The organism is Geothrix fuzhouensis (genome assembly GCF_024609325.1).
Lineage (GTDB): Bacteria > Acidobacteriota > Holophagae > Holophagales > Holophagaceae > Geothrix > Geothrix fuzhouensis.
The window spans coordinates 780,652-802,029 of record NZ_JANHMQ010000002.1 but is presented as its reverse complement, the minus strand read 5'-3'; the positions used below and the strand labels follow the sequence as shown (position 1 = coordinate 802,029).

The 21,378-nt window shown below is 66.0% G+C and carries 27 protein-coding genes; 15 read left to right on the top strand and 12 right to left on the bottom strand.

The genetic code is table 11. The annotated features are described in order from the left end of the window. Positions 1-82 precede the first annotated feature (82 nt). From NOV74_RS10945 to NOV74_RS10915, 7 genes are all read left to right on the top strand, one after another. Complete coding sequence (locus tag NOV74_RS10945; protein WP_257312221.1) at positions 83-1,084, top strand: GAF domain-containing protein; 1,002 nt, start codon at positions 83-85, stop codon at positions 1,082-1,084. Between the two features lie 186 nt (positions 1,085-1,270). Next, positions 1,271-3,238: an alpha-ketoacid dehydrogenase subunit alpha/beta gene (locus NOV74_RS10940; protein WP_371748441.1), complete on the top strand. Its 1,968-nt coding sequence runs from the start codon at positions 1,271-1,273 to the stop codon at positions 3,236-3,238. A 136-nt stretch (positions 3,239-3,374) separates the two neighbouring features. Next, on the top strand, positions 3,375-4,229 hold the full coding sequence (locus tag NOV74_RS10935) for an MBL fold metallo-hydrolase (RefSeq protein ID WP_257312216.1): 855 nt from the start codon (positions 3,375-3,377) through the stop codon (positions 4,227-4,229). Between the two features lie 70 nt (positions 4,230-4,299). Continuing rightward, complete coding sequence (locus tag NOV74_RS10930) at positions 4,300-4,710, top strand: ExbD/TolR family protein (RefSeq protein WP_257312214.1); 411 nt, start codon at positions 4,300-4,302, stop codon at positions 4,708-4,710. Continuing rightward, complete coding sequence (gene tolA / locus NOV74_RS10925) at positions 4,707-5,522, top strand: cell envelope integrity protein TolA (protein WP_257312212.1); 816 nt, start codon at positions 4,707-4,709, stop codon at positions 5,520-5,522. Before NOV74_RS10930 ends, tolA begins: the two co-directional genes overlap by 4 nt. Positions 5,523-5,665: 143 nt before the next feature. After that, a complete protein-coding gene (locus NOV74_RS10920; protein WP_257312210.1) occupies positions 5,666-6,226 on the top strand; it encodes a hypothetical protein in 561 nt (186 codons plus the stop codon). A gap of 68 nt (positions 6,227-6,294) precedes the next feature. Beyond that, on the top strand, positions 6,295-7,506 hold the full coding sequence (locus NOV74_RS10915) for a hypothetical protein (RefSeq protein ID WP_257312208.1): 1,212 nt from the start codon (positions 6,295-6,297) through the stop codon (positions 7,504-7,506). On the opposite strand, the gene NOV74_RS10910 is transcribed toward NOV74_RS10915, so the two are convergent. Further along, positions 7,503-8,237 (bottom strand): hypothetical protein, encoded by a 735-nt coding sequence (locus tag NOV74_RS10910; protein WP_257312206.1) that lies wholly within the window; start codon positions 8,235-8,237, stop codon positions 7,503-7,505. The genes NOV74_RS10915 and NOV74_RS10910 overlap by 4 nt on opposite strands. Before the next feature lie 211 nt (positions 8,238-8,448). Beyond that, positions 8,449-8,964: a hypothetical protein gene (locus NOV74_RS10905; RefSeq protein ID WP_257312204.1), complete on the bottom strand. Its 516-nt coding sequence runs from the start codon at positions 8,962-8,964 to the stop codon at positions 8,449-8,451. Between the two features lie 185 nt (positions 8,965-9,149). Here NOV74_RS10905 and NOV74_RS10900 point away from each other — a divergent pair, with 185 nt between their 5' ends. Further along, positions 9,150-9,602 (top strand): DUF4437 domain-containing protein, encoded by a 453-nt coding sequence (locus tag NOV74_RS10900; protein ID WP_257312202.1) that lies wholly within the window; start codon positions 9,150-9,152, stop codon positions 9,600-9,602. 32 nt (positions 9,603-9,634) lie between these two features. On the opposite strand, the gene NOV74_RS10895 is transcribed toward NOV74_RS10900, so the two are convergent. The 6 genes from NOV74_RS10895 to NOV74_RS10870 form a co-directional block, all read right to left on the bottom strand. Beyond that, complete coding sequence (locus NOV74_RS10895; RefSeq protein WP_257312199.1) at positions 9,635-10,159, bottom strand: dihydrofolate reductase family protein; 525 nt, start codon at positions 10,157-10,159, stop codon at positions 9,635-9,637. 90 nt (positions 10,160-10,249) lie between these two features. Further along, positions 10,250-10,855: a TlpA family protein disulfide reductase gene (locus NOV74_RS10890; protein WP_257312196.1), complete on the bottom strand. Its 606-nt coding sequence runs from the start codon at positions 10,853-10,855 to the stop codon at positions 10,250-10,252. A 139-nt stretch (positions 10,856-10,994) separates the two neighbouring features. Further along, positions 10,995-11,468, bottom strand: a complete 474-nt coding sequence (locus tag NOV74_RS10885) for a hypothetical protein (protein WP_257312193.1) — start codon at positions 11,466-11,468, stop codon at positions 10,995-10,997. Positions 11,469-11,644: 176 nt separating this feature from the next. After that, a complete protein-coding gene (locus tag NOV74_RS10880; protein WP_257312190.1) occupies positions 11,645-12,079 on the bottom strand; it encodes a hypothetical protein in 435 nt (144 codons plus the stop codon). A 245-nt stretch (positions 12,080-12,324) separates the two neighbouring features. Further along, positions 12,325-13,470: a lipid-A-disaccharide synthase gene (lpxB, locus tag NOV74_RS10875; RefSeq protein WP_257312188.1), complete on the bottom strand. Its 1,146-nt coding sequence runs from the start codon at positions 13,468-13,470 to the stop codon at positions 12,325-12,327. Continuing rightward, positions 13,467-14,159 (bottom strand): hypothetical protein, encoded by a 693-nt coding sequence (locus NOV74_RS10870; protein WP_257312186.1) that lies wholly within the window; start codon positions 14,157-14,159, stop codon positions 13,467-13,469. Before NOV74_RS10870 ends, lpxB begins: the two co-directional genes overlap by 4 nt. A gap of 28 nt (positions 14,160-14,187) precedes the next feature. On the opposite strand from NOV74_RS10870, the gene NOV74_RS10865 reads away from it, so the two are divergent. The 5 genes from NOV74_RS10865 (at position 14,188) to NOV74_RS10845 (ending at position 17,474) form a co-directional block, all read left to right on the top strand. Next, a complete protein-coding gene (locus NOV74_RS10865) occupies positions 14,188-14,550 on the top strand; it encodes a DUF2203 domain-containing protein (RefSeq protein ID WP_257312184.1) in 363 nt (120 codons plus the stop codon). Positions 14,551-15,077: 527 nt separating this feature from the next. Beyond that, positions 15,078-15,482: an MGMT family protein gene (locus tag NOV74_RS10860; RefSeq protein WP_257312182.1), complete on the top strand. Its 405-nt coding sequence runs from the start codon at positions 15,078-15,080 to the stop codon at positions 15,480-15,482. A 76-nt stretch (positions 15,483-15,558) separates the two neighbouring features. After that, complete coding sequence (purS, locus tag NOV74_RS10855; protein ID WP_243288712.1) at positions 15,559-15,795, top strand: phosphoribosylformylglycinamidine synthase subunit PurS; 237 nt, start codon at positions 15,559-15,561, stop codon at positions 15,793-15,795. After that, positions 15,795-16,493 carry a phosphoribosylformylglycinamidine synthase subunit PurQ gene (purQ, locus tag NOV74_RS10850; protein ID WP_257312178.1) on the top strand — a complete coding sequence of 233 codons (699 nt, stop codon included), beginning with the start codon at positions 15,795-15,797 and terminating at the stop codon, positions 16,491-16,493. The genes purS and purQ overlap by 1 nt, the downstream gene beginning before the upstream one ends. A 123-nt stretch (positions 16,494-16,616) precedes the next feature. Then, positions 16,617-17,474: an AraC family transcriptional regulator gene (locus NOV74_RS10845; RefSeq protein ID WP_257312177.1), complete on the top strand. Its 858-nt coding sequence runs from the start codon at positions 16,617-16,619 to the stop codon at positions 17,472-17,474. A gap of 66 nt (positions 17,475-17,540) precedes the next feature. On the opposite strand, the gene NOV74_RS10840 is transcribed toward NOV74_RS10845, so the two are convergent. From NOV74_RS10840 to NOV74_RS10830, 3 genes are read right to left on the bottom strand one after another with little or no spacing between them, the layout of a single operon-like run. Continuing rightward, the gene (locus NOV74_RS10840) at positions 17,541-17,897 is read right to left on the bottom strand and encodes a hypothetical protein (RefSeq protein ID WP_257312175.1); all 357 of its coding nucleotides are present in this window, start codon (positions 17,895-17,897) and stop codon (positions 17,541-17,543) included. Positions 17,898-17,936: 39 nt separating this feature from the next. After that, positions 17,937-18,533, bottom strand: a complete 597-nt coding sequence (locus NOV74_RS10835; protein ID WP_257312174.1) for an Ada metal-binding domain-containing protein — start codon at positions 18,531-18,533, stop codon at positions 17,937-17,939. A 49-nt stretch (positions 18,534-18,582) separates the two neighbouring features. Next, a complete protein-coding gene (locus NOV74_RS10830) occupies positions 18,583-20,193 on the bottom strand; it encodes an amidase (RefSeq protein WP_257312173.1) in 1,611 nt (536 codons plus the stop codon). A gap of 126 nt (positions 20,194-20,319) precedes the next feature. On the opposite strand from NOV74_RS10830, the gene NOV74_RS10825 reads away from it, so the two are divergent. Both NOV74_RS10825 and NOV74_RS10820 read left to right on the top strand, forming a co-directional pair. Then, positions 20,320-20,511 carry a hypothetical protein gene (locus NOV74_RS10825; RefSeq protein ID WP_257312171.1) on the top strand — a complete coding sequence of 64 codons (192 nt, stop codon included), beginning with the start codon at positions 20,320-20,322 and terminating at the stop codon, positions 20,509-20,511. 99 nt (positions 20,512-20,610) lie between these two features. Beyond that, positions 20,611-20,799 carry a hypothetical protein gene (locus tag NOV74_RS10820; protein WP_257312170.1) on the top strand — a complete coding sequence of 63 codons (189 nt, stop codon included), beginning with the start codon at positions 20,611-20,613 and terminating at the stop codon, positions 20,797-20,799. Between the two features lie 15 nt (positions 20,800-20,814). Here NOV74_RS10820 and NOV74_RS10815 read toward each other — a convergent pair whose 3' ends face one another. Continuing rightward, the gene (locus NOV74_RS10815; RefSeq protein ID WP_257312169.1) at positions 20,815-21,354 is read right to left on the bottom strand and encodes a hypothetical protein; all 540 of its coding nucleotides are present in this window, start codon (positions 21,352-21,354) and stop codon (positions 20,815-20,817) included. Between the last annotated feature and the right edge of the window lie 24 nt (positions 21,355-21,378).

The following is a 21,378-nucleotide window of genomic DNA, read 5'->3' as shown; positions in this document are numbered from 1 at the left end:
GTGAGCTGGTAAATCCGTTCGCTCCTGCCTCTTGCACTATGGCAAAAAGCCGGCAACCTAGGGACACCTTCTGGAGACAAGCGTGAGCCCTGGAAAGGCGGTCAAGCGTCGCAGCGCCAAGGGAGATCACCTGGCCGCGCTGGCGGATCTGCTCAATGCCAGCCGGACGGATCCGGCCCGGCTCTTCGAACACGGCCTCGCCCTGCTGGTGGACCGTCTCGGCGTGGACCGCGCCTTGCTCACCCGGGTCACGGGGCTGGGCTACGAAGTCTTCTGGTGGGCCGTGGCGGAGGGCGCCGACATGGAGGGTGTGTTCGAGGCGCCGGAGAAGGGGTTCTGCCCTTGGGTGATGGCCCATCCGGATCGTCCCCTCACCATCCGGGACGCCTCCCTCGAGTCGCGCTGGCGGAAGAGTTCCGGCTTCAAGGAACTTGGCATCCGGGCCTACTCCGGCGTGGCCCTGAAGGAGCGCGAGAACGTGGTGGGAACCCTGTGCGTGCAGCACCGCGCCCCCAAACCCTTCGACCGCGGTGAGACCGAGCTCATCCGCGCGATGGGCCATCTGATGGCGCGAACCCTTGAATCCGAGAACATGAAGCAGGAACTCCACGGAGCCCTCGACGCCTTGGAACTCAGCGGCGCGATCGTGGAAGACAGCGCCCTCCAGAGCGCCCGCTCCGGCCTGCCCAATCGGCGCTACCTCGACATCTGGCTCCGCGCTTCGCTGTTCATGGCGCGCCGGCGCAAAGAACCCATCGCCTTGGCCCTCTGGTCCCAGCCCCTCATCACGGGCACCCGAGGCCGCCTGGCTGCTGCCGCCGCCCGTCTGCGCGGCGAGGACCTGCTCATCGAGTTGTCGGCGGATCAGTACCTGCTGATCATGCCCCACACCAGCGAAGAAGGCGCAGAAGTCCTGATCACGCGGCTTCGCGGGATCGTGGGAGACCATCCCACCGGCGCCACCCTGTGGTTCCCCGGCGAGGACGACATGACCTTGAAGTCAGCTTTGACGCGCGTCGCGAACGCCTTTACTGAGGCCAATCGCGAAGGTTCAGCCCTGGTTTGGATCCATCATCGGAAATGATCCGAGGCCTGTGAGCTGGCCCACCAGGCGGGTCCATGGGAAGATGAAGGGCTCTGGTACAGCCGGTGGAACCCGGCCTCGTGGAGGTGGAAGTTGGAAACCCCGACCCTGGTGAAAGCGGCCCTGAACGCGCTGGATGGACAGACCGCCCCCAGCCATGAAGAGCTCTGCCACTGGTATGAACTGATGCAGCTCGGACGCCTGCTCGATGACAAGGCGCCCAACTACCTCAAGCAGGCCATCGGCTGGTCGTACCACGCCCCCTGCGCGGGTCACGATGGCATCCAGCTGGCAGCAGGTCTGGCCTTCCGGGCCGGGCAGGATTTCCTGTTCCCGTACTACCGCGACATGATGACCTGCCTCGCCGCCGGAATCACGCCCGAGGAGCTCATCCTCAACGGCATCTCCAAGGCCACGGATCCCGCCAGCGGGGGGCGCCACATGAGCAACCACTTCGCGAAGCCGTCCATCGGCATCCAGAACGTGTCCAGCCTCACGGGCAATCACACCCAGCACGCCGTAGGCTTGGCTCGCGCCGTGAAATACTACCAGCGCGACAGTGTCGTGTTCTGCAGCCAGGGCGAGTCGTCACTATCCGAAGGTTACTGCTCCGAGAGCATCAACGGCGCGGACCGCGAAAAGCTCCCCGTGATCTTCATTGTCCAGGACAACGGCTACGGCATCTCCGTGCCCAAGCGCGATCAGAGCGCCAACGAGTTCCTCTGCGACAACTTCAGCGGCTACTCGAACCTGAAGATCATCAAGTGCGACGGCCTCGACCTCCAGGATTCCAGGCGCGCCATGGCGGAGGCCCTGGCTTACATCCGCACCGGCCAGGGCCCGGCCATGGTGTACGCCACCTGCGTGCGCCTCGGCAGCCACTCCAACTCCGATCGCCACGAGCTCTACCGCGACGACGCCGAGCGGGCCGAGGCCAAGGCCAAGGATCCCCTGCCCAAGTTCCGCGCCTACTGCCTGGCGCATGGCCTCACCGAGGACGAGCTCAAGGCCATCGAGACGGAGAACCAGGCCCGCTACCTGGCGGCTCACGACAAGGCCATGGCCGCCCCCAACCCGGATCCCGCCACCATCTACGATTTCGTCATTCCCGAAGGCTGGGCCTCCGCGCAGTTCCCGGACGGCACACACCAGGCCGAAGGCACCCCCGTCAGCGTGATCACGGCCTTGAACCAGACCCTCAAGGAGGAGTTCCGCCTCAACCCTGACACCTTCATCTGGGGCCAGGACATGGCCAACAAGGAGAAGGGCGGAATCTTCAACGTCTCCAAGGGCCTGCAGCAGGAGTTCGGCGAGAAACGCGTCTTCAACGCCCCCATCGCCGAGGACTTCATCGTCGGTACCGCCAATGGTTTCTCCCGCCTCGATGACAAGATCCGCGTGGTGGTGGAAGGCGCCGAGTTCGCCGACTACATCTGGCCCGCCGCCGAGCAGATCGTCGAATGCAGCCACGACTACTGGCGCAGCAACGGCCAGTTCTGCCCCAACATCACCATCCGCCTCGCCTCCGGCGGCTACATCGGGGGCGGCCTCTACCACTCGCAGAATGTCGAAGGCTGGCTCACCACCCTGCCCGGCATCCGCGTGGTGGTGCCCGCCTTCGCCGATGACGCCGCGGGCCTCCTGCGGACGGCCCTGCGCAGCCGCGGGACCACCCTCTACCTGGAACCGAAATTCCTCTACAACGCGAAGATGGCCCACGCCGTCGTGCCGCCGGACTTCGCCGTACCCTTCGGCAAGGCCCGGGTCCGCCGGCCTGGCACCGACCTCACCATCCTGGCCTACGGCACGCCCGTCCATTTCGCCCTGGAGGCCGCGGCGAAGCTGGAGAAGGAAGGCAAATCCGCCGAGGTGATCGACCTCCGCAGCCTCAGCCCCCTGGACACGCCCGCCATCCTCAAGTCCGTCAAGAAGACCCACCGCGTGCTCATCGCCCACGAGGACAAGGTCTTCGGCGGCTTCGGCGGCGAGCTGGCGGCCATCTGCGCCTCCGAGTGCTTCGTCTGGCTGGACGCCCCGGTGGAGCGCGTCGGTTCCGAGTTCACGCCCGTGGGCTTCAACCGCATCCTCGAACGCGCCATCCTCCCCAACGCCGACAAGGTGCTGGCGGCTGCGCGGAAGGTCCTCGCGTTTTAGAATATTTGAATTTGAAACCGCAGATGTCGCAGATGGCCGCAGATACCACTTCTTTGTTTTCATCTGCGAAATCTGCGTCATCTGCGGTTAATACTTTCAGTTTCTTTTCCTGAATTGACCAAGCACAGGAGCGCTCATGCAGTTCGGTCCCTGGGATGTCCAAATCGTCAGCGGCGGCACCTTCCGACTGGATGGCGGCGCCATGTTCGGCACGGTGCCGAAAGTGGTGTGGAACAAGATCTACCCCGCCGACGATGAGAACCAGATCCTCATGGCCACCAACTGCCTGCTGATCCGCGGCGAGGTGGACGGGAAGCAGCACGTCATCCTCGTGGACAACGGCAACGGTGACAAGGAGAGCGACGACTTCATGACCCGCTTCAAGTTCGAGGGCCGCGGCGTGCTGGACGCCAACCTCGCCCGCCATGGCGTGAAGCCCGGGGACATCACCCTCTGCATCCTCACCCACCTGCACTTCGACCACGCGGGCGGCAGCACACGTCTCGGCGCGGACGGCCAGCCAGTGCCCAGCTTCCCCAACGCCCGCTACGTGGTCCAGGCCAAAGATCTCGCCGATGCCAAGCATCCGCATCTGCGCGTGAAGGCCAGCTACCTGCCCCAGAACTGGGAACCCTTGGAAGCCGCGGGCATTCTCGACACGGTGAATGGCATCGCGGAGCTCCTGCCCGGCATCTCCGTGCGGCCCGCCCCGGGCCACATCGAGGGCCTCCAGAACGTCGTCGTCGAAGGCGGCGGCAAGCGCCTGGTGTACCTGGCCGATCTCATCCCCACCGCCCGCCACATCCAGCCCGCCTGGGTCATGGGCTACGACCTCGATGTCGTCACCTGCGTGGACGAGCGCCAGAAGCTCCTCGCCGAAGTCTCGGGCACCGATACCATCCTCGTCTTTGAACACGACCCCGAGATCCCGGCAGGCACCGTGAGCCGCGATGCAAAGGGGAGGTACGCCGTGACCCCGGTGGCGGTCTAGGCCGCGCTAAACTGGAACCTCCCCGAGCGAGGTCCCCGTGTCATTCACTCCAGGCAGCAGGCGCGGCGCCATGGCCGACATCAACATGACGCCGCTCATCGACGTGATGCTGGTGCTGCTGATCATCTTCATGATCGCGGCCCCCATGATGATGACGGGCGTGGACGTGAAGCTGCCGGAGAGCCGCACGGGCAGGAACCTGGAGAGCGAGGCCCTCACAGTGTCCATCACCTTCGACGGCCGCCTGCAGTTCGACAAGACCTTCCTGGCTCTGCCGGTCCTCGCGAACCAGCTGAAGGCCAAGGCCCAGAGCGGCGGCAAGCGGCCCGTGCTTGTGCGCGCTGACCACAACGTGCCCTATGGCCGCGTCATTCAGGTGGTGGATGCCATCCGGGAGGCGGGCTTCACCCAGGTGGGCTTCGTCACCGCCGCCGCGCCCATCGCCGCCCCCAACGCCGCGTCAGCCACCGAAGCGAAATGAGCCAGGACCTCCAGGCCTACCTTCGCACCCGCGCCCACCTGGGCGAGCTCCGCTGGGGGCCCGGACTGGCCCTGAGCCTGGCCCTCCACCTCGCCGTCGGCGTGGCCTTTTTCTGGCACAAGGGCGGCGGCGCGGAAAAGGCCGAGGACGTCAAGATCACGTGGGTGAACCTGCCCGCGGCCATGGGCGGCCAATCCGGTGGCGCCGAGGCCATGGAAGTGGGCAAGACCGGCGAGCGCCTGAGGCGCGTGGAGGAGGTGGCACCCGTCCGCGACACCTCTCCGTCCGCCACGGCCCCGGATCCCTTCGCCATGAAAACCACCAAGTCCGCCGCCAAGGGGGACAGCAAGGATGCCGCCAGCACCGGCACGGGCACCACCGCCGCCAAGGGCAAGACCGCCACGGCCAATCCCGTGGCGGGTGCCGTGGGCTCGGGCAATGGCGCGGCCTTCGGAGCAGGCAGCGGGATTCCAGGCCTGAACCCAACCTCGGGCGTCCAGGGCGGTGTGGGCCTCGTGGGAGGTGTTGACGGCAACTTCCCCTTTGTGTGGTACCTGCAGCAGGTCCAGGCCCGCATCACCTCCAACTGGAACCGGGTCTCCAGCACCCAGGGCCGCGTGCAGATCTACTTCCGCATCGCCCGGGACGGCAGCCTCGATCGCGTGCGCGTGGAGATCCCCAGTGGCAACGCCGCCATGGATGAGAGCGCGCGCATGGCCGTCTTGCGTGCCGCCCCCCTCCAGCGTCTGCCCGAGGGCTATGACGGCTCGTATCTGGGTGTTCGGTTCTGGTTCACGTACCTGGGGAACTGACCAGGAACCCCGGCCAACTGCCGGCCCTATCGGAGGCGGGTCGGTCGGAGTCCCCCCTCCCCTGTTCCTCCCCCGGCCCTCCAGGAGGCCGTTCCAGGCCTACCTTTGGGGTGTGCGCACCAGCGCCCCAGAAAGGGGGATTTATGCCAGCGCTCATCAACCTCGCATCCGCCTCTCTCGCCTGGAAGAAGACCGGCGGGGCCGGTCCCACCTTCAGCCTGGAGTCCAAGGGGGGAACCGCCGCCACCCTCACCTTCCTTCCCGAGGATCCCACCCTGGCCAGGGTGGAAACCTCCGGCGGAGCCTGGACCCTCAAGCACAGCCGCTTCCCGGCCAGTTCCGTCACCCTCCGCCAGGCAGGCTCCAAGACGGACCTGGCCATGTTCCATCCCCACCTGGTGGGAAACGGGAAGCTGGTCTTCCAGGGTGACGAGACCTTCGACTGGGTCCCCATCGGAGGCATCCACCCCGGCGCGGCGTTCCTGGACGCGGACGGCCTGCCGCTGGTCCAGCTCACCGTGAACCCGGACGGCACCAGCCGGTCGGCCCCGGTCGACACCCCCCTCGCCCTGGTGGACATCTCCCAGCCCCACCGGCGCCTGGCTGATCCGGCCTTGCTGGCCGCCATCGGGTGGTACCTGCTCCAGCTCGAGACCCTGCTGGAGGATCCGGGCGTGGCTGCGGAAACCAGCCTGCGGATGTAGGTACCGGAACCGGTGACGTCTGACAAAACGCCAGGGCGCCGGGGGGTCGGGTGCACTAAACTCCCCTGATGCGCACAGCCCTCTGGATGACGGTGGCCCTCGGGTTTCTTCAGGCCCAGCCGCCCTGCACCGTAACCGCCGAGCCTCGCGAAATCCGCCCGGGCGACTCGGTGCTGCTGGCCTGGGCCTGCCCCCAGGCGACACAGGTGCGCCTGGAACCCGGCGGCATGATCCTGCCAGGGCGGTCCCAGGTAACGGTGCGACCCGCCTATACGACGAGGTACAGCCTCTTCGACGCGGGGTCTGGCGGCAAGGAACTCGGCCACGCGGAGGTGCGCGTGACGCCCGGGATGCCCCTGGGCGAGGCCGCCCGCATCTGCGCGTTCGATGCCAGCGCCAAGGCTGTGCTCCCCGGCGAACCGGTCGTCCTGAAGTGGGAATGCGCGGGCAGCGCCAAGGTGCGCCTGGAGCCGGGCGGCCTCGAACTGGACGGCAAGAGTGAAGTCACCGTCACGCCCCTCGAAAACACACGCTACACCATCACCGCCAACAACGCCGCCGGTGGCCAGAGCCGCACGGTCGAAGTCGCCGTGCTCGGACACCAGGCCCTGGCCAAGGCCACCAAGACCCCCACGGTCAGCGTTTGCAGCTTCGAGGCCAATCGCACGGTGGTAAAGCCTGGCGAGCAGGTGGACCTGAAGTGGATATGCCAGGGTGATGCCAAGGTCCGGCTGGAGCCCGGCGGTCTGGAACTGGACGGCCAGTCCAGCATCGCCGTGGTGCCAGACAAGACCACGGTCTACACCCTGAGCGTCAGCGACCTCCTGGGTGGTTCCTCACGCAGCGTCGAAATCCAGGTCGAGGCGCCCCGCCGGGTACTCACGGAAAAGGATCTGGTCGATCCCGAGGAGGCTGCGAAGCCTCTGGAACGCATGGACCTGAAGGAGGCCCTGCACCGCGGTGCCGCCCTGCGGGCCGCTGCCCCCGAAGGATCCTGGACCCTGCGTCTGGTGGTGTCCGGCCGCGCGGATGGCCTGAAAGTGGTGGCCCGCGCCGCGGGAGCCCAGGCGCCGGAGGTGCTGGTATTGCCCTACGTACGCGCGGACGGCTTCCGCTGGTGGCAGGCCTGCTACGGCGCCTACCCCACGCGCGCCGCCGCCCTGAAGGCCTGGAGCCACGCCCCCGCCCCTCTGAAGAAAGCTTTCAGCGACGCGCTGCCCCTCAGGCTCCAGAAGCTGCCGGGAATCCCCGAGGTGGCTACAGCCTCAGGAACGTTCTAAAGCCGCACCCCTAGCGTGAGCCGGATGTCCCGACTCGGTCGGACCTGGGCAAGGTAGGCTTCGCTCATCCGCCAATCGCTGGGACCCGGGTTCACGGTTGGAATCGACGAACCGAAGCCCGTTCCCAGGGAGATTTTCTGGAAAGAGCGGAAGCTCCCCTGGTCCTGGGTCACCGTGAAGCTGAGGGCGACGAGCACGTCCCGATAGCTATGGCTGACGGAATACTGGTCGTAGGTGAAGGTGCCATCCACCTGAGTCTGGCGCCGCCCGCTAATAGTCATGTCATGGGAACGCGAACCCACGCTCAGGCCGATCTCACCGGCGGAAAGCTGCCGGGTCACGGTCAGCCCCAGAAGCATGGATTTGTAATCCGCCGAGCCATTGAAGGTCTCGCGGAGGGTGGAACCAACTGCGTAGTTATCGCCGGAATGGTAGAGCGAGGGGTGGGACAACCCCTCGGAATACTGGCCTTGGAGCCACAGTCCCCAGGGGCCACGATGGACCACCTGATAGCCCACATGCACACCGCCCTGGTTCCAGGAGCCCGAGAACCGGCTGGTGACTATCGTGTAGGGCATCGAGGGAAAGTTGCCGTTGTTGCTGATGCTCGAATTCGATTTCGGCCCAACCGCGAAGGAAGCGCCCAGTTCCCACTCCCCAGCCTGGGCATGAATGCCCGCGCAAATCAGCGGCACGAGGACCCTTAGCATCCGCTGCAGATTGATTCCCATGCTCGCACCTGTAATTTGACCGGGCCGGGGCGCACAAGCGTCCGGGCGTCCGAGGAGCCCTCTGCACCCAGACGGTGCATTAGGCAGACAGTTGAACGAACCGGACGGCTCCACAGGAAGTCCTGCCGGATCAATCGAACCAATGGTTTCTTTTGACTCTGCCCGGCCGCCACAGTCCGGTCAAGTCCATGAGCCCGAGGTTAGAATGCTGCTAGTCGCGGATGACGTCGATGGTATATGGCTCGCCGACCATGTTGGCGTCGAGGGTGTCCACGATGAAGTAGACGGTGCGCGTTTCCTTGCTCACGTTCTCGTAGGTGGCCTGGGGTTCGCCGGTGGGGATTCGGTTCTGGAGCAGCCCGGGCTCATCCTGCCCCCAGGCGTTCACGCCCAGCACTCGGAACCAAGCTTTCCGACCCTCCACCACCTGCACCTTCACCTTGCCGCCCGCCGGCACCTCGATGGCGAAGGCCCGCCACCCGCTCAGGTCGGGGACCTTGTCCGTCACCCGGACGCTGCCCGCCGGAAGCTGGAGGGCCGGGATGGACGGGCCTTTCCGGGCCCCTCGCCGGGACTCGCCCAGGAGGCTGGCCTCGCCGCCGGGATCCGGGCGATGGGGGGTCATGGGACCCCGCGGGGCCTTGGGAAGGTCCTTGGCCTCCACCACCGGCAGGGGCGCCGGGGCCTGGAGGACCGCCATGGGAAGCATCAGCAGACTGGGAAGCATGGGCACCTCCGCGCACATCCACCTTTAGGATGCTCCAAGCCCGGGAAGGGTTTAGGGGTTCTGACAATACCCTGCGCCGGGCCGGAAAGCGGCCCATGCCCCCCCGGTGAACTGTTTGTTGCGACAGGCGTGGCCAGTGGCTATCGTCTTACAGCCCAATGCGGGCTTTCTACAAGGAGGAGGCAATGCGGATATCACCTTCAAGGCTTTTCGTGCTTCCCTCGGCCTTGCTCGCCGGGGCCCTGGCCCTCGCGCCCAGCGCCCACGCCGGGGAAACCCCCGGCAAGGCCGTCGCCCTCGCCGCCGACCAGCTTTCCTGGGAGGACCTGGCGGCCAAGGGCGTCGGCGTGATGGTGGCCGATGTCGAGGGCCACCACGCCAAGGGGGCCTGGCACGGCTTCGTCAAGTTCCCCGTGGCCAGCAAGAGCGGCGTCCACGCCCACTCCAGCGCCCTGAGGCTCGTCGTGGTGTCGGGCACCTTCCGTTACGGAAGCGACCCCGACCACGAGCAGCCCTATGGGCCCGGCTCGTACGTCTTCATCCCGGCGAACCACCCCCACTCCAACAGCCAGCCGGACGGAGCCGTGGTCTACGTCGAGCAGTCGGGCAAGTACGACAACAAGCCGGCGGGCCACTAGGGCCGGTCATCAGATGGGACGGAGCCACCCGGTCAGTGGAGTATCTCGTACTCGCTCTGGACCAGCCCGCTCGGGAAGGACCGGGTGGCGACGTGACGCAGGCTCACATCGCGAGGCAGGGTGCTGAACAGCGGGATGCCCTCGCCGATCAGCACCGGAACCCGGGTGATGATGAGGCGGTCCACCAGCCCCGCCCGCAAGAACCGCTGGATGGTGATGCCGCCATCCACGTAGAGATTCGCGGCGCCGCTCGCCGCCAGCCGGGCCACGATCTCCGCCGGCGAGCCGGCCATCTGCTCGACATTGCTGCCGATGGCGCTCGGCAGCTGGAGCGGGCGGCCGCTCAGCACCACCACCCGCTTGGCGCCGTATGGCCAGGGATCGAACGTGAGCACCTTCTTGAAGGTCTTGCGGCCGATGACCAGGGCATCGACCCCCGCGAGGAACTCGTCGTACCCATGCGGCTCCCCACCTCCCTCCGGCAGCCAGTCCAGGTCGTCATTCAGGCGCGCGATGAACCCATCCACGCTCGCCCCCACAAAGACGGATACCGTCATCGGTCCCCCTCACCTTTGGGTGGCACGGGATGGGTAAAAGTGACCGGATTTGCCTGCGGCCAGTTGCCTCCCAGCGCTCGGATCAGGACCTCAGCGCCCGGCCGAAGGGCTTGCCGGCGCTCCGAGCACCTGGCCGAGGGAGAAGGCCAGGTTCCGGCTGATCTGCTCGCTCCCGCCGGTGCTGGCCACGGCGAGGTTTCCCTGGCGGTCGAGGATCAGGTGCGTCGGGAACACCACGCTGGACCCCGACATGGCCAGCTGTTTGAGTGCCGCGAACGGGATGCAGGCCACCGGGAACTGGAAGGGCCGGGTTTTCAGGAATTCCCGGACCTTCGACTCGTCGTCGTAGGTGAGGGCCAGCATGACCAGGTCCGGATGGGATCCGAACCGGGCGTGGAGGGCGTTGAGGTCCGGGATCTCCTTCACGCAGGGCGGGCACCCTGTGAACCAGACGTTGAGGTAGACCACCTTCCCCCGCAGGGCCGACAGAGACCACGCCTTCCCTTCCAGGTCCGCGAACTGGACGTCGGCCACCGGCTGGCCGATCCGGGCCTCGAGCGCCTCGGCGGAGCGCAGCCCCTGCGGAGCCTGGGCGGTGGCGGCGGAAGCCCCCTCGGGCTTGGAGGCGGCCGGGGCCTGGCCCAGGAGCCCCAACGTCGAAAGCCCCGCGGCCAGCAGAAGTCGTGTGGAAGTCATGGAGACCCCCTCTTGGGTAGGCCCCGATCATGGGGGCGTGGAAGATTGGGTCAGGGCTCAGTGCGGCAGTGGAAACAGGGGGAAGCGCACAGCGTGGTAGGCCGTGCAGGATGAGCCCGAATCGAGTGAAGGATCGGGCTCAATTCGTAATTTTGTATACATTCCCAGCGGAGTCCTTGGCCACACCTTGCAAAGTGGCTTCGTGTTCGGAATGCCGGTAGAACTCAGCCAGAATTTCAGAGCCCTTGTCTCCAACCAGCTTGGCCTTCACTCGGTTTCTCGATCCCTGGATGTTTTTCAGGAAATAGCCCTGCCCGTAGATGAGATCCCAGTCACTGGAGAGGCCCGTTTCAGATTGCGTTTGGGGGACAGGGCTCCACTCGCCTTTGCAGGATTCACCGGTGGGTAATTTCATGGAAATTGAACCAGACGTAAGCCCACTGGCGGACCCAGCAACCACAGTGTTGGGATATTGATCGAGGATTGGGCCTTTAACCGGGTGGAAATAGAGGCTCCTCGGAATGGTCATATTCGCAACCGTCAGGATGGCTGGCGCGCAGCCTGTAAGCGACAGCAACCCAAGGCAGACTGAAGTGGCACCTCGGAGACTCATGAGCAGTCCTTTCCGGTATGGCCCCTTGAATGGGGACTGAGTGAGAGCGCCAGGCGAGTAAAACAAACCGGCCCCGCCTGCGCCGAGGCGATTAGTTGAGCCGAGGAAGCGAGATGTTGCGAAAGCACGAAAGGCCATGCAGGCGGGGTTCGAATTAAGCGAGAGATTAGGAGCTTTCAATGGCTAATAACTAGCTGCGTGACCACTTTTAACAGTGTTTGACCCGAGAAGTCTCTACCGGCAGAACTGAATGAAACGGTCGTGTCGAATGTGGCACTCCCGTTCGCGACTCGGAGTTTGTAAGGGACTTTTGTGAGGGTCGTCATGCGTTCCTTATCGACCTTCCATTTCAGAATGGTCAAGCCTGGAATGTCTTCAGCAATGATTTCCGCCCTTGTACCATCTTCGAATTCAGCATTCCACGAAGGGGCCTTGTCTTGGCGCTTAACGCTTAGGCTAACCAAGGTGATTTCAGGCTCACCATATGTGATGAGTTCTCCTGAAATATCTAATCCGCGTGGATACGATTGGGTAAGAACAGCGGGAGCACAAGCAAAGGCAGAGACCAGGATTAGAGATGCCATTGCCGCTCGAAAGTGGTGTTGATACATGGTGTGGCTCCTAACTTTGTACCAGACGGCCAACCCGCCATGAGCCTGCCGTCTGTGAGAGTTCGGAGAACCATACTCCCATAGCGGATCGCCGGGTCGGTTCTCTTCTGATCGGTATGAAACGCAGGTCGAACGGGAGGGGCCAGGCTCAGAGAAAACCAGCCACGAAGAACACAAAGCCCACAGAGAAAATCCTTCTTTCTTGTGCCCTTAGTGTTCCTCGTGGCCCGTTCTTTCGTTTGCGGTCACACGCCCAGCTTGTGGAGCAGATCCTCGGCCACCCGGCCAGCGGCGCCGGGTTCACCTAGGTGGCCACGCACCTCCCCCAGCTCGGCACGGATGCGGCGGGCGGTGTCGGGCTCCAGCAGCCGCGTCAGTTCCACGCCCAGCCGCTCGGGGTTGACCTCGCCCTGCAGCAGCTCGGGGGCCACTTCGCGGTGAGCCACGACGTTGGCGAGGCCGAAGTGGGGGACTTTCACGAAGCGCTTGGCCATTTGATAGGTGAGGGCGTTCAGCTTGTAGGCGATGGCGAAGGGGGTGCCCAGCAGGGCGGTCTCCAGGGTGGCGGTGCCCGAGGCCACCAGGGCCGCGTCCGCGTGGGCGCGGGCGGCGTACGGGCGGTCCTGCACCAGCGTCACTGGGGCCAGATCCTGCGTTGGGCCCAGGTGGGCGCGCACGAAGGCGGGCTCCAGCGTGGGCGCCACGGGCAGGACCCACTGCACCTCGGGCCGGGCCGTGCGCCAGCGCCGGGCCAGTTCGGCCATGGGCGGCAGCAGCCGCTCGATCTCGCCCTTGCGGCTGCCCGGCAGCAGGGCCACCAAGGGCCGCGCAGGATCGAGGCCCGTCTCTGCGAAGAAGGTGGCGCGGTCGCACTCGGGCTTCACCACCTCCACCAGGGGATGGCCCACGAAGCGGGCATCCACGGGGTAGCCGCGGAACAGCTCTGGTTCAAAGTCGAAGAGGCAATAGAGGGTATTCAGCACCGTGCCCAGCTCGGGGATGCGCCCCTTCTTCCAGGCCCACACCTGGGGGCATACATACTGGTGCAGCGACACAGCCGGCATCCGCTTCCGCAGGGCCCTGGCCAGGCGCAGGTTGAAACCCGGGTAGTCGATGAGCAGGGCGCCGGCGATGTGCTCCTCCTGCGCGGCGGCCAGGATCTGCTGGAAGAGGCGGTTGAGGCGCGGCAGGTGCTTGATGACCTCCACGAAGCCCACCACGGCCAGATCCTTCACGTCCGCCAGCTTCCGGTCCAGGAAGGGCGTCATGCGCGGGCCGCCCACGCCGATGATCCGCAGGTCGGGCCGGCGGGCTTTGAGCTCTCTCAGGAGCTCGGCGCCGTGCAAATCGCCCGAATCTTCGCCGGCAATGACAAGCAGGGACTGGATCATGAAGGGTCTCGCGGCTCGTCGGCTAAAAGGTGCCTGCCAAACACCACGCTGTCATCGGGCACCACCGGGCGACCCAGGGCGGTGGCGGGCATCTCGGCGGGGAAGAGCACCGGCGGATGGGCGGCTTCCAGCGCGGCGGCCTGAACACGGAAGGTGGCAGGATCCTCGGCAGGCAGCGCCATGTCCCAGCGGTAGCCGAGCCTCTGGAGCGGGCGCAGATCAGAGCCTGGCGCGCAGACGCCGCACCAGAGACGATCCGCGAGCAGTTCGGCGTCGGCGGTGCCCGGGTGCCAGCAGAACCCCACGGCTTCGGCCCGGGCCTGCCGGAGCAGCTCCACCACGTCGGCCTCGGCCCCGCCTTCGATCCGCAGGGCCAGCTTCACACCCCGGCCGCTGGTGGCCTCCAGCAAGGTTTCCAGGTGGCCCAGGAGGCGGAAGCCCGCCTCGCGATTCTCCGGGCGCGCGGCAGGCAGGACGAGGAAATCCGGGCCCAGGGTGGCCTGGAGGGCCGCCAGGGCCTCCGCCACGGGAGCCTGGCCCGGCAGGTGAATGGCATGGACCGCCAGCCCCCGGCGGACGGCGGGGGACCAGTCCGGGTGCAGCTGGCCGTCCCACCGCAACACCAGGGGGGCGAAGGGGAGCCAGGATTCGGGGGCAAAACTGGATGGTATCTGGGGCACGAACCGCATCGGCTTATCATGGAGCAATGGAGGCGCCATGGGCCGCATTTTCACCCTCGACGAAGCCCGGGCCCTGATGCCGCAGGTGAGGGCCGTGACGGAACCTGTCTACACACTTGCCGCGAGCCTCGCCGAGGAGCTCACCCACGCGGAGGACGCCAAGGACGAGGCCCGAGCCGAGAACCTCCGCGATCGGCTGCAGACGCTGGTCGAGATCTGGCAGCAGAGCATGCAAGATCTGGAAGCCGACGTGAAGGGCCTCTGGCTCGTGGATTTCGATTCCGGCGATGGCTACTGGTGCTGGGCCTATCCCGAGGAATCCCTCGACCACTGGCACAGCTATGAAGGCGGCTTCCGCTCCCGCGTGCCCGCCGACCAGCGCCCCGGCGTTCAGGCCTGAAGCGAACTCCGGAGCGGAAACCCTCGCGGAGATTGCAGAGGGAATAGGGGTACGCCGAGAAAAGCCGTGCGGTCTTTTCTGGCTCTTGGCGAATTGGCGTGATGAACCGACTGTCATTGCCACCGATTTCAGTGATTGCAGTGATAAAAGAGTGATGAAAAAGATGGGCCCTGTCCCGAGGCAGCATGGGCTCCATGGGGGGCGTCAGGGGCGTGTCCTCCTGGGGATGCGCGACCCTGGCGCCCCCCAATGACTTCCGGCGGAGCCGGAAGCGGCCTTCGGCCGGCCCATGCGAGAAACATCCGAGGTGCCATCAGCGGAATCACTGTAATCGGTGGCGAAAAACATCTTGTTCTTTGACGGAAGGGTGAGGGGTAGTGGTTGCTTCCGGGACGGCGGCCACCTTGCCGTGAACCACGCTCACCCTTCTCCGGAAGGACGCGATGAACCTCTTTCTCTTTCCTTCACGAACCTCCGTTTCCTCTGCGACCCTCTGCGTGAGTCGTTTCCTTCCTTGGAGCCTTCGAATGGCTGCGAAGTCCCCCAGACGCATCGAGCCCTCGGCCCCGCCCCGGGATTTCCGTGCGGCGGTGCTGGCTGTGGTGGCGCGGATCCCGGAGGGCAGTCTGGCCTCCTACGGCCAGGTGGCCTTGCTGGCGGGTTTCCCCCAGCGCCCGCGCCAGGTGGGCATGGTGCTGTCGGGCCTGCCCGAAGGCACGGACGTGCCCTGGCACCGCGTGGTGAACACCCGCGGTTATGTGCCCAGCCGGGGCCGCTGGTGGGGCGCCTTTGAGCAGATCGGCCGCCTGCGGGACGAAGGCATCGTGGTGGATGATCTTGGCAACCTGGACCTGGAGGCCCACCGCTGGGATGGGGTGGACCGAAAGTCGAAGACTGCCGCCGAACGTCCGCCGACGCGGAACAAGGCCTGATTCTGGGGGTTCTCTGGCCGCCCTTCACCCGCCAGGCACCGGGCCGCTCAGGTACACTGGGGGGGCGGAGGGCTCCATGAAGGTGCGCGTGTCGGTGCAGTTGAAGCCGGGGATCCTGGATCCCCAGGGCAAAGCGGTGGAACAAGGACTGCACGGCTTCGCCTTCGAGGTGGAACACGTCCGTATCGGCCGGCTCATCGAGATGGACATCCCGGGCACCGATCCGGCTGAGGTGAAGGCCAAGGCCCAGGCCATGTGCGACAAGCTGCTGGTCAATCCCGTGATGGAGAAGGCCTCCATCGAGGTGTTGTGATGCGCGTGGCCGTCCCGGTCTTCCCGGGCTCCAACTGCGATCACGACGCCCTCCACGCCTGCGGCACGGTACTGGGCTGGGAGACGATCTCCGTCTGGCACCAGGACGCGCGGCTGCCCGAAAACACGGACCTGGTCTTCATTCCCGGCGGCTTCAGCTACGGCGACTACCTGCGCTGCGGCGCCATCGCGGCCCTGGCGCCCATCATGGCGGATGTGAAGCGGCACGCCGACAACGGCGGCCTGGTGCTGGGCGTATGCAATGGGTTCCAGATCCTCTGCGAAGCCCAGTTGCTGCCTGGCGCCCTGCTGCGGAACGAATCCCTGCGCTTCATCCACGCGGATGTGCACCTGCGCGTCGAGCGCACCGACCTGCCCTTCACCCGCGCCATGAAGGCCGGCGACGTGTTCCGGGTGCCCATCGCCCATGCCGAGGGCAACTTCACCCTGGAGCCCGAGGATCTGACGGATCTGGAGGCCCGGGGCGGCGTGGCCTTCCGGTACTGCTCGGCCCAGGGCGAGATCGGCGCGGACCACGTGCCCAACGGCGCCATGAACGGCATCGCCGGCATCGTGAACCTCAAGGGCAACGTGCTGGGCATGATGCCCCACCCCGAGCGGGCCGTGGACCCGAAGCTGGGCCCCACGGGCGGCCTGGGTATATTCAGGAGCCTGGAAGCGGCCTTTGCCAAGGCCTGACGTGGGTTTCCCACCCCTGGAAAAAATTTCTGCCCAGGCTTGTGAAAATTTCCCATCTTGCAAAAAGTTTTCCTGTCATCCTTCCGGATAGCCCCGATGGGCATGCCTGTTTATTCCTGAGCCATGAGCGAACCTGAAGCCAAGAACCTCCAAACCTACACCAGCGGCCCCCTTCGGCTGGCAGTGCTCAAACGGGACCCGGTCCCCACGAAGCTGCTGCCCGCGCGGGATGCCTGGACGCTGCTCCAGCCCACACATGCGGTGCGCGTCTGCACCAGCGAGGACCGCGAAGAGGGCGTGATCCGCTCCGGCGACCTGGCCCTGCTGCTGCCGGGCTTCGGGCACACCCTGAAGCGCCACCATGCGAACGCGCCCTTCGGTTTCACGGCGTTGTTCATGGAAGGCCCCTTCCCTGAGCCGCTGCTGTCCGCGCTCCAGAATCCGCCGCGGAAGTGGCAGGAATCCAGCTTCGCCGTGCTGCGCAGCCTCAGCCTCAAGCAACTGTTCAGCATCTTCTCCCAGGAGCTGGCCAATCCCGACGGCGTGCAGCTCATGACTCGGGAGCTCTTCCTCATCCTGCTGGGGGCCGAGCTTTCGCGCCTGACAGAGAAGGAGGATCGGGGCCGCTTCCCCTACCGCCTGAACCGTTCGACCCTGCAGCTGGTGCTGGATCACATGGAAGTCCAGATCGGCGCCAAGAACAGCGTGCCCGAGCTGGCCACCATGGCCCGTTGCACCCCGGACCACTTCATCCGCCTCTTCCGCGAGGCCACCAGCACCACGCCGCACCAGTACCTCATCGAGCGGCGCCTCCAGCGTGCCGTCACCCTGCTGGCCAACGGCGAGCGCCCCAGCGACGTGGCGAAGATCCTCGGCTTCTATGACGCCAGCGCCTTCACCCGTGCCTTCAAGCGCCGCTTCGGGGTCCCCCCCAGCGAGTACGCCCAGGAAGCCTACGACCGGCAGTTCCCCAAGAAGTGAGGCAAAGCCTCTGCTGAGAAAAAAGGGCGCCGGATGGCGCCCTTTTTTCTCAGCTTGGACCAAAGTCTACTTGGCGACCTTTTCAGTCACGGTCTTGGCCTTCTGGGCGCCTTTGGTGGTGCCCTTCCTTGACTTGGCCTTGGCCTTGTCGGTGCCGGTCTTTGCGGCACCCTCACCCTTGGCGGTGGCGGCCTTCACGTGTTCACCGGCCACGGGAACCGACCCGGCCTTGGCATCCGCCTTGGCCTTGGCGTCCACGGCCTTTTTGTCAGCCTTCGCCTTGGCTTCATCAGCCTTGGTGTCCGCCTTGGTTTGGCCCTTGTCCACCGCTGCATTCGCGGCGCCCTTCAGCTCATCTTTGCTGGGAACCTGCGCCACGAGCGCTAGCGAAGTACCCAGCATCAAGCACAGAACCACTTTCATTGGAACCTCCCCTGGAACGTGAGAACTGAGGACTGCCCATCAGGGCTTGCACACCTTGCAGGCCTTGTAGCCAGCCTTGTCGGCCTCGGCGGCGGAGGCGAAGGAAACCCGGTTCGAGTCCTTCATCTTCGAGGCGAGTTTGCAGTCGGCCCGGTGGTAGATCTTGGAGTCCTTGTTGGCGATGATGGCGGAAGAGGTCGCCGCAGTCCTGGCCGGAGCGGTCTTGGCAGCCGCGGCCGCAGCGGCGGCTGGCGCGGGTGCAGGAGCAGGCTTCGGAGCCGCAGCCGGCACAGGGATGGGCTTCGCAGCAGGTGCGGGAGCAGGCTTCGCGAGAGCAGCCTTGGCCTCCGCGGCCTTCTTCTCCGCTTCCGCCTTCTTGGCGTCCTTCTCAGCCTTCTTTTCGGCTTTCTTCTCCGCTTTCAGTTCAGCGGCGGTCTTGGGTGCGGCAGGCTTCGCGACAGCAGTCTTCGCCTCGGCCGCCTTCTTCTCCGCTTCCGCTTTCTTGGCCTTCTTCTCAGCCTTCTTCTCCGCTTTCAGTTCGGCGGCGGTCTTGGGAGCGGCAGGCGTAGTCTTGGGTTCCTGGGCCACGGCCACCATGGAGGCCGCCAACAGGAGGGCGAGCAGAGCGCGGTTCATGAGTTCTCCTTGAAAGGGTGACCAAGGGTGGGCTGCGGGTCCCTCGCTGTCAACGTGTGAGACGGCAAGAAGGGGCAAAACGGGGCGGACGGCGGGCCTTAGAGGTCTGTTCGTAGGCATAGGCCAGCTTCAAGAGGGTGCCCTCCTGCCAAGGCGCGCCCACAAAAGAGAGCCCCACCGGCAGGCCGGCGGCAAACCCCGCAGGCACGGTGATGTGCGGGCAGCCCGCCACCGCGGCGGGGCTGGAGAAGCTGAGGCCGGAGCTATCCCCGTTGAGGTGGTCGATCAGCCAGGCCGGGCCGCCCGTGGGCGCCACGATGGCCTGGGCAGCGTGCTTCTCCAGCAGACCCAGGATGTCCTTCCGGGCCTGGGCGCACGCATCCAGGGCCTTCCGGTAGGCGGCCTCCGTCAGCGGCCCCTTGGCCTGGGCCTGAACGAGGATCTCCTGACCAAAGAAGGGCATCTCCCGGGCCTTTTCACGCTCGTCGAAGGCCATGAGGCTCGTGAGATCCGTCACGGCGCCGCCCCGATTCCCCAGGTAGGCGTTGAGACCCGCCTTGAACTCGTAGAGCAGCACCTCGAATTCGGCATCGTCATAGGCGGCGGACTTCAGTTCCACTTCCACCAGCACGGCGCCGGCGGCTTTGAGCTGTTCCAGGGCGGGACGGATGATGGCATCCACGTGGGCATGGACGCCCAGGAGATTCTTGACCACCGCCAGCCGTGCCCCCTTGAGGCCGTCGGCGACCAGGAACTGGGTGTAGTCCTTCTCGCGGCGGGCGGCGGGATCGCCGGTGGCGGCGTCCTTGGGATCGGCGCCGGCGAGAGCGGTCAGCAGGAGGGCCGCGTCCCGCACCGTCCGCGCCATGGGGCCGGCGGTGTCCTGGGTGGCGGAAATGGGGATGATGCCACTGCGGCTCACCAGGCCCACGGTGGGTTTCAGGCCCACCAGGCCGTTGGCGTTGCTGGGACTCACGATGGAACCATCGGTCTCGGTGCCCACCGCGACGGCACAGAGGCTGGCGGCGGCAGCGACGCCCGAACCGGAGCTGGAGCCGCTGGGGGTGCGGTCCAGGGCGTAGGGATTGCGGGTCTGCCCGCCGCGCCCGCTCCAACCGCTGCTGCTGCGGGTGGATCGGAAGTTGGCCCATTCGCTGAGGTTCGTCTTGCCCAAAATGACGGCCCCGGCCGCGCGCAACTGCTTCACCACGAAGGCGTCCTCGCTGGGAGCCGGGGCGCCGGCCAGGGCCAGGGAGCCCGCGGTGGTTTTCATGCGGTCCGCGGTATCGATGTTGTCCTTGATGAGCACGGGAATGCCATGGAGCGGTCCGCGCACTTTCCCAGCCTTCCGTTCGGCATCGAGAGACTTCGCGACGGCCATGGCCTCCGGGTTTAGCTCGATCACCGCGTTCAATCTGGGGCCAGCCTGATCCACAGCCTTGATACGTGTGTGGTACCGCCGCACCAGATCAGCCGAGGTCCACTGGCCCGCCGTCATGCCGGCCTGCAAGCCGTCCACCGTGGCCTCTTCCAGAACCAGCCCCTTGGTCGCGGGAGCCGTCTTCAGATCGCCCCCCACCAGCGCCGCCGCGCTCGTGGCCAGCCCCGCAGCCAGGAAGGCCCGGCGGTCGAACGTCATGGGATCGTCTCGGTGTGGCATGCGGATTCCTTGGAGGTGATGGAAAGGATCTTACCTCCTGTCGACCACCGGCCCCCGCGGCACATTCGCCGATCTGAACCTGCGCCTTGGCCGCCAGAGGCCGATCCTGGACCATCGGAGGCTTTCATGGCTGCGTTCCTGCTCTGGCTGATCCTGCTGCTGATCTGTTGGCCCGTGGCGATCTTGGCCCTGCTCCTATACCCGCTGATCTGGCTGCTGCTCCTGCCCTTTCGGCTCCTCGGCTTCGCGGTGGAGGGGGCTTTCGGGATCGTGAAGGGGTTGTTCCTGCTGCCGGCAAGGCTCCTGGGAGGGCGCTGATCCGCCAGGAAGGCGACGAGACTGGCGTGAAGGCCGCCGGGACCTGATATTGGCTGCGAACGCGGCCTGGTACGGTGGTCGCGCGGGTAGGAGGGACCCATGGAACTCTACCTGGACACCAAGGAAACCGATCTCCTCATGCGGCTCCTGGATCGCAGCCTCGAAGAGATCCAGCGGGAGATCAACCACACGGACCACGCCGCCTTCAAGGCTGGCCTGAAGGTGGATCAGAACCTGATGTACGGCATCCTCGCCAAGATCAAGGCCCCGGCCGCCATGGGGATCTGAATCCCCAGACGAACGCTATTTGGGGACGTTTTCCGGCTCTGGCTTCGGGGCCGGTTCGGGTTTGGAGGCGGCGTCAACCTTAGCTTTCGAAGTCGGTTCCGCCTTGGCTTTCGGGCTCGGCTCGGCCTTGGGGGAAGGCTCGGCCTCCGGCTTGGCGCCCGGTTTGCCGGACTTGGCCGGCTTGGCCTTGGCGCCCTTGAGACTGGCCACCCGTTGCTGAGCCTCGCGGGCCTTCACGCGGGCCTCGCTGGCCTTATTGGAGGCGGCCTTCGCCTCGGCCTCGGCGGCCTTGGCGCGGGCTTCCGAAGCCCGGATCTGAAGGTCAGCCGCGCGGGTTTCCGCCTCCTTGGCTTTGGCCGCGGCGGTCTTCGCCTGCGTTTCCGCCCGGGCCGCGCCCGCCTTCAGCCGGTCGGCGGAAGCCCTGGCGCGTTTCGCTTCCGACTCCAGCCGGGAAGCCTCGGCGCCCACCGCCGACGGCCGTGGTTTCCCGGATTTCTGGGCGACGCCGGCGGCGACGAGGGATGAAGCCAGGAGGAGCAGGACCGGCAGACGCATAAAACCCTCGGGGAAGATCCTCAG

Coding starts and splice junctions, on each gene's coding strand:
- purS (WP_243288712.1), top strand. CDS start 15,559: ATGAAGGTGCGCGTGTCGGTGCAGTTGAAGCCGGGGATCCTGGATCCC.
- NOV74_RS10835 (WP_257312174.1), bottom strand. CDS start 18,533: ATGAACCGCGCTCTGCTCGCCCTCCTGTTGGCGGCCTCCATGGTGGCC.
- NOV74_RS10915 (WP_257312208.1), top strand. CDS start 6,295: ATGCGCACAGCCCTCTGGATGACGGTGGCCCTCGGGTTTCTTCAGGCC.
- NOV74_RS10930 (WP_257312214.1), top strand. CDS start 4,300: ATGGCCGACATCAACATGACGCCGCTCATCGACGTGATGCTGGTGCTG.
- NOV74_RS10890 (WP_257312196.1), bottom strand. CDS start 10,855: ATGACTTCCACACGACTTCTGCTGGCCGCGGGGCTTTCGACGTTGGGG.
- NOV74_RS10905 (WP_257312204.1), bottom strand. CDS start 8,964: ATGCTTCCCAGTCTGCTGATGCTTCCCATGGCGGTCCTCCAGGCCCCG.
- NOV74_RS10885 (WP_257312193.1), bottom strand. CDS start 11,468: ATGAGTCTCCGAGGTGCCACTTCAGTCTGCCTTGGGTTGCTGTCGCTT.
- lpxB (WP_257312188.1), bottom strand. CDS start 13,470: ATGATCCAGTCCCTGCTTGTCATTGCCGGCGAAGATTCGGGCGATTTG.
- NOV74_RS10845 (WP_257312177.1), top strand. CDS start 16,617: ATGAGCGAACCTGAAGCCAAGAACCTCCAAACCTACACCAGCGGCCCC.
- NOV74_RS10865 (WP_257312184.1), top strand. CDS start 14,188: ATGGGCCGCATTTTCACCCTCGACGAAGCCCGGGCCCTGATGCCGCAG.
- NOV74_RS10840 (WP_257312175.1), bottom strand. CDS start 17,897: ATGAAAGTGGTTCTGTGCTTGATGCTGGGTACTTCGCTAGCGCTCGTG.
- NOV74_RS10815 (WP_257312169.1), bottom strand. CDS start 21,354: ATGCGTCTGCCGGTCCTGCTCCTCCTGGCTTCATCCCTCGTCGCCGCC.
- tolA (WP_257312212.1), top strand. CDS start 4,707: ATGAGCCAGGACCTCCAGGCCTACCTTCGCACCCGCGCCCACCTGGGC.
- NOV74_RS10825 (WP_257312171.1), top strand. CDS start 20,320: ATGGCTGCGTTCCTGCTCTGGCTGATCCTGCTGCTGATCTGTTGGCCC.
- NOV74_RS10880 (WP_257312190.1), bottom strand. CDS start 12,079: ATGTATCAACACCACTTTCGAGCGGCAATGGCATCTCTAATCCTGGTC.
- NOV74_RS10900 (WP_257312202.1), top strand. CDS start 9,150: ATGCGGATATCACCTTCAAGGCTTTTCGTGCTTCCCTCGGCCTTGCTC.
- NOV74_RS10895 (WP_257312199.1), bottom strand. CDS start 10,159: ATGACGGTATCCGTCTTTGTGGGGGCGAGCGTGGATGGGTTCATCGCG.
- NOV74_RS10910 (WP_257312206.1), bottom strand. CDS start 8,237: ATGGGAATCAATCTGCAGCGGATGCTAAGGGTCCTCGTGCCGCTGATT.
- NOV74_RS10870 (WP_257312186.1), bottom strand. CDS start 14,159: ATGCGGTTCGTGCCCCAGATACCATCCAGTTTTGCCCCCGAATCCTGG.
- purQ (WP_257312178.1), top strand. CDS start 15,795: ATGCGCGTGGCCGTCCCGGTCTTCCCGGGCTCCAACTGCGATCACGAC.
- NOV74_RS10860 (WP_257312182.1), top strand. CDS start 15,078: ATGGCTGCGAAGTCCCCCAGACGCATCGAGCCCTCGGCCCCGCCCCGG.
- NOV74_RS10820 (WP_257312170.1), top strand. CDS start 20,611: ATGGAACTCTACCTGGACACCAAGGAAACCGATCTCCTCATGCGGCTC.
- NOV74_RS10935 (WP_257312216.1), top strand. CDS start 3,375: ATGCAGTTCGGTCCCTGGGATGTCCAAATCGTCAGCGGCGGCACCTTC.
- NOV74_RS10830 (WP_257312173.1), bottom strand. CDS start 20,193: ATGCCACACCGAGACGATCCCATGACGTTCGACCGCCGGGCCTTCCTG.
- NOV74_RS10920 (WP_257312210.1), top strand. CDS start 5,666: ATGCCAGCGCTCATCAACCTCGCATCCGCCTCTCTCGCCTGGAAGAAG.
- NOV74_RS10940 (WP_371748441.1), top strand. CDS start 1,271: ATGCAGCTCGGACGCCTGCTCGATGACAAGGCGCCCAACTACCTCAAG.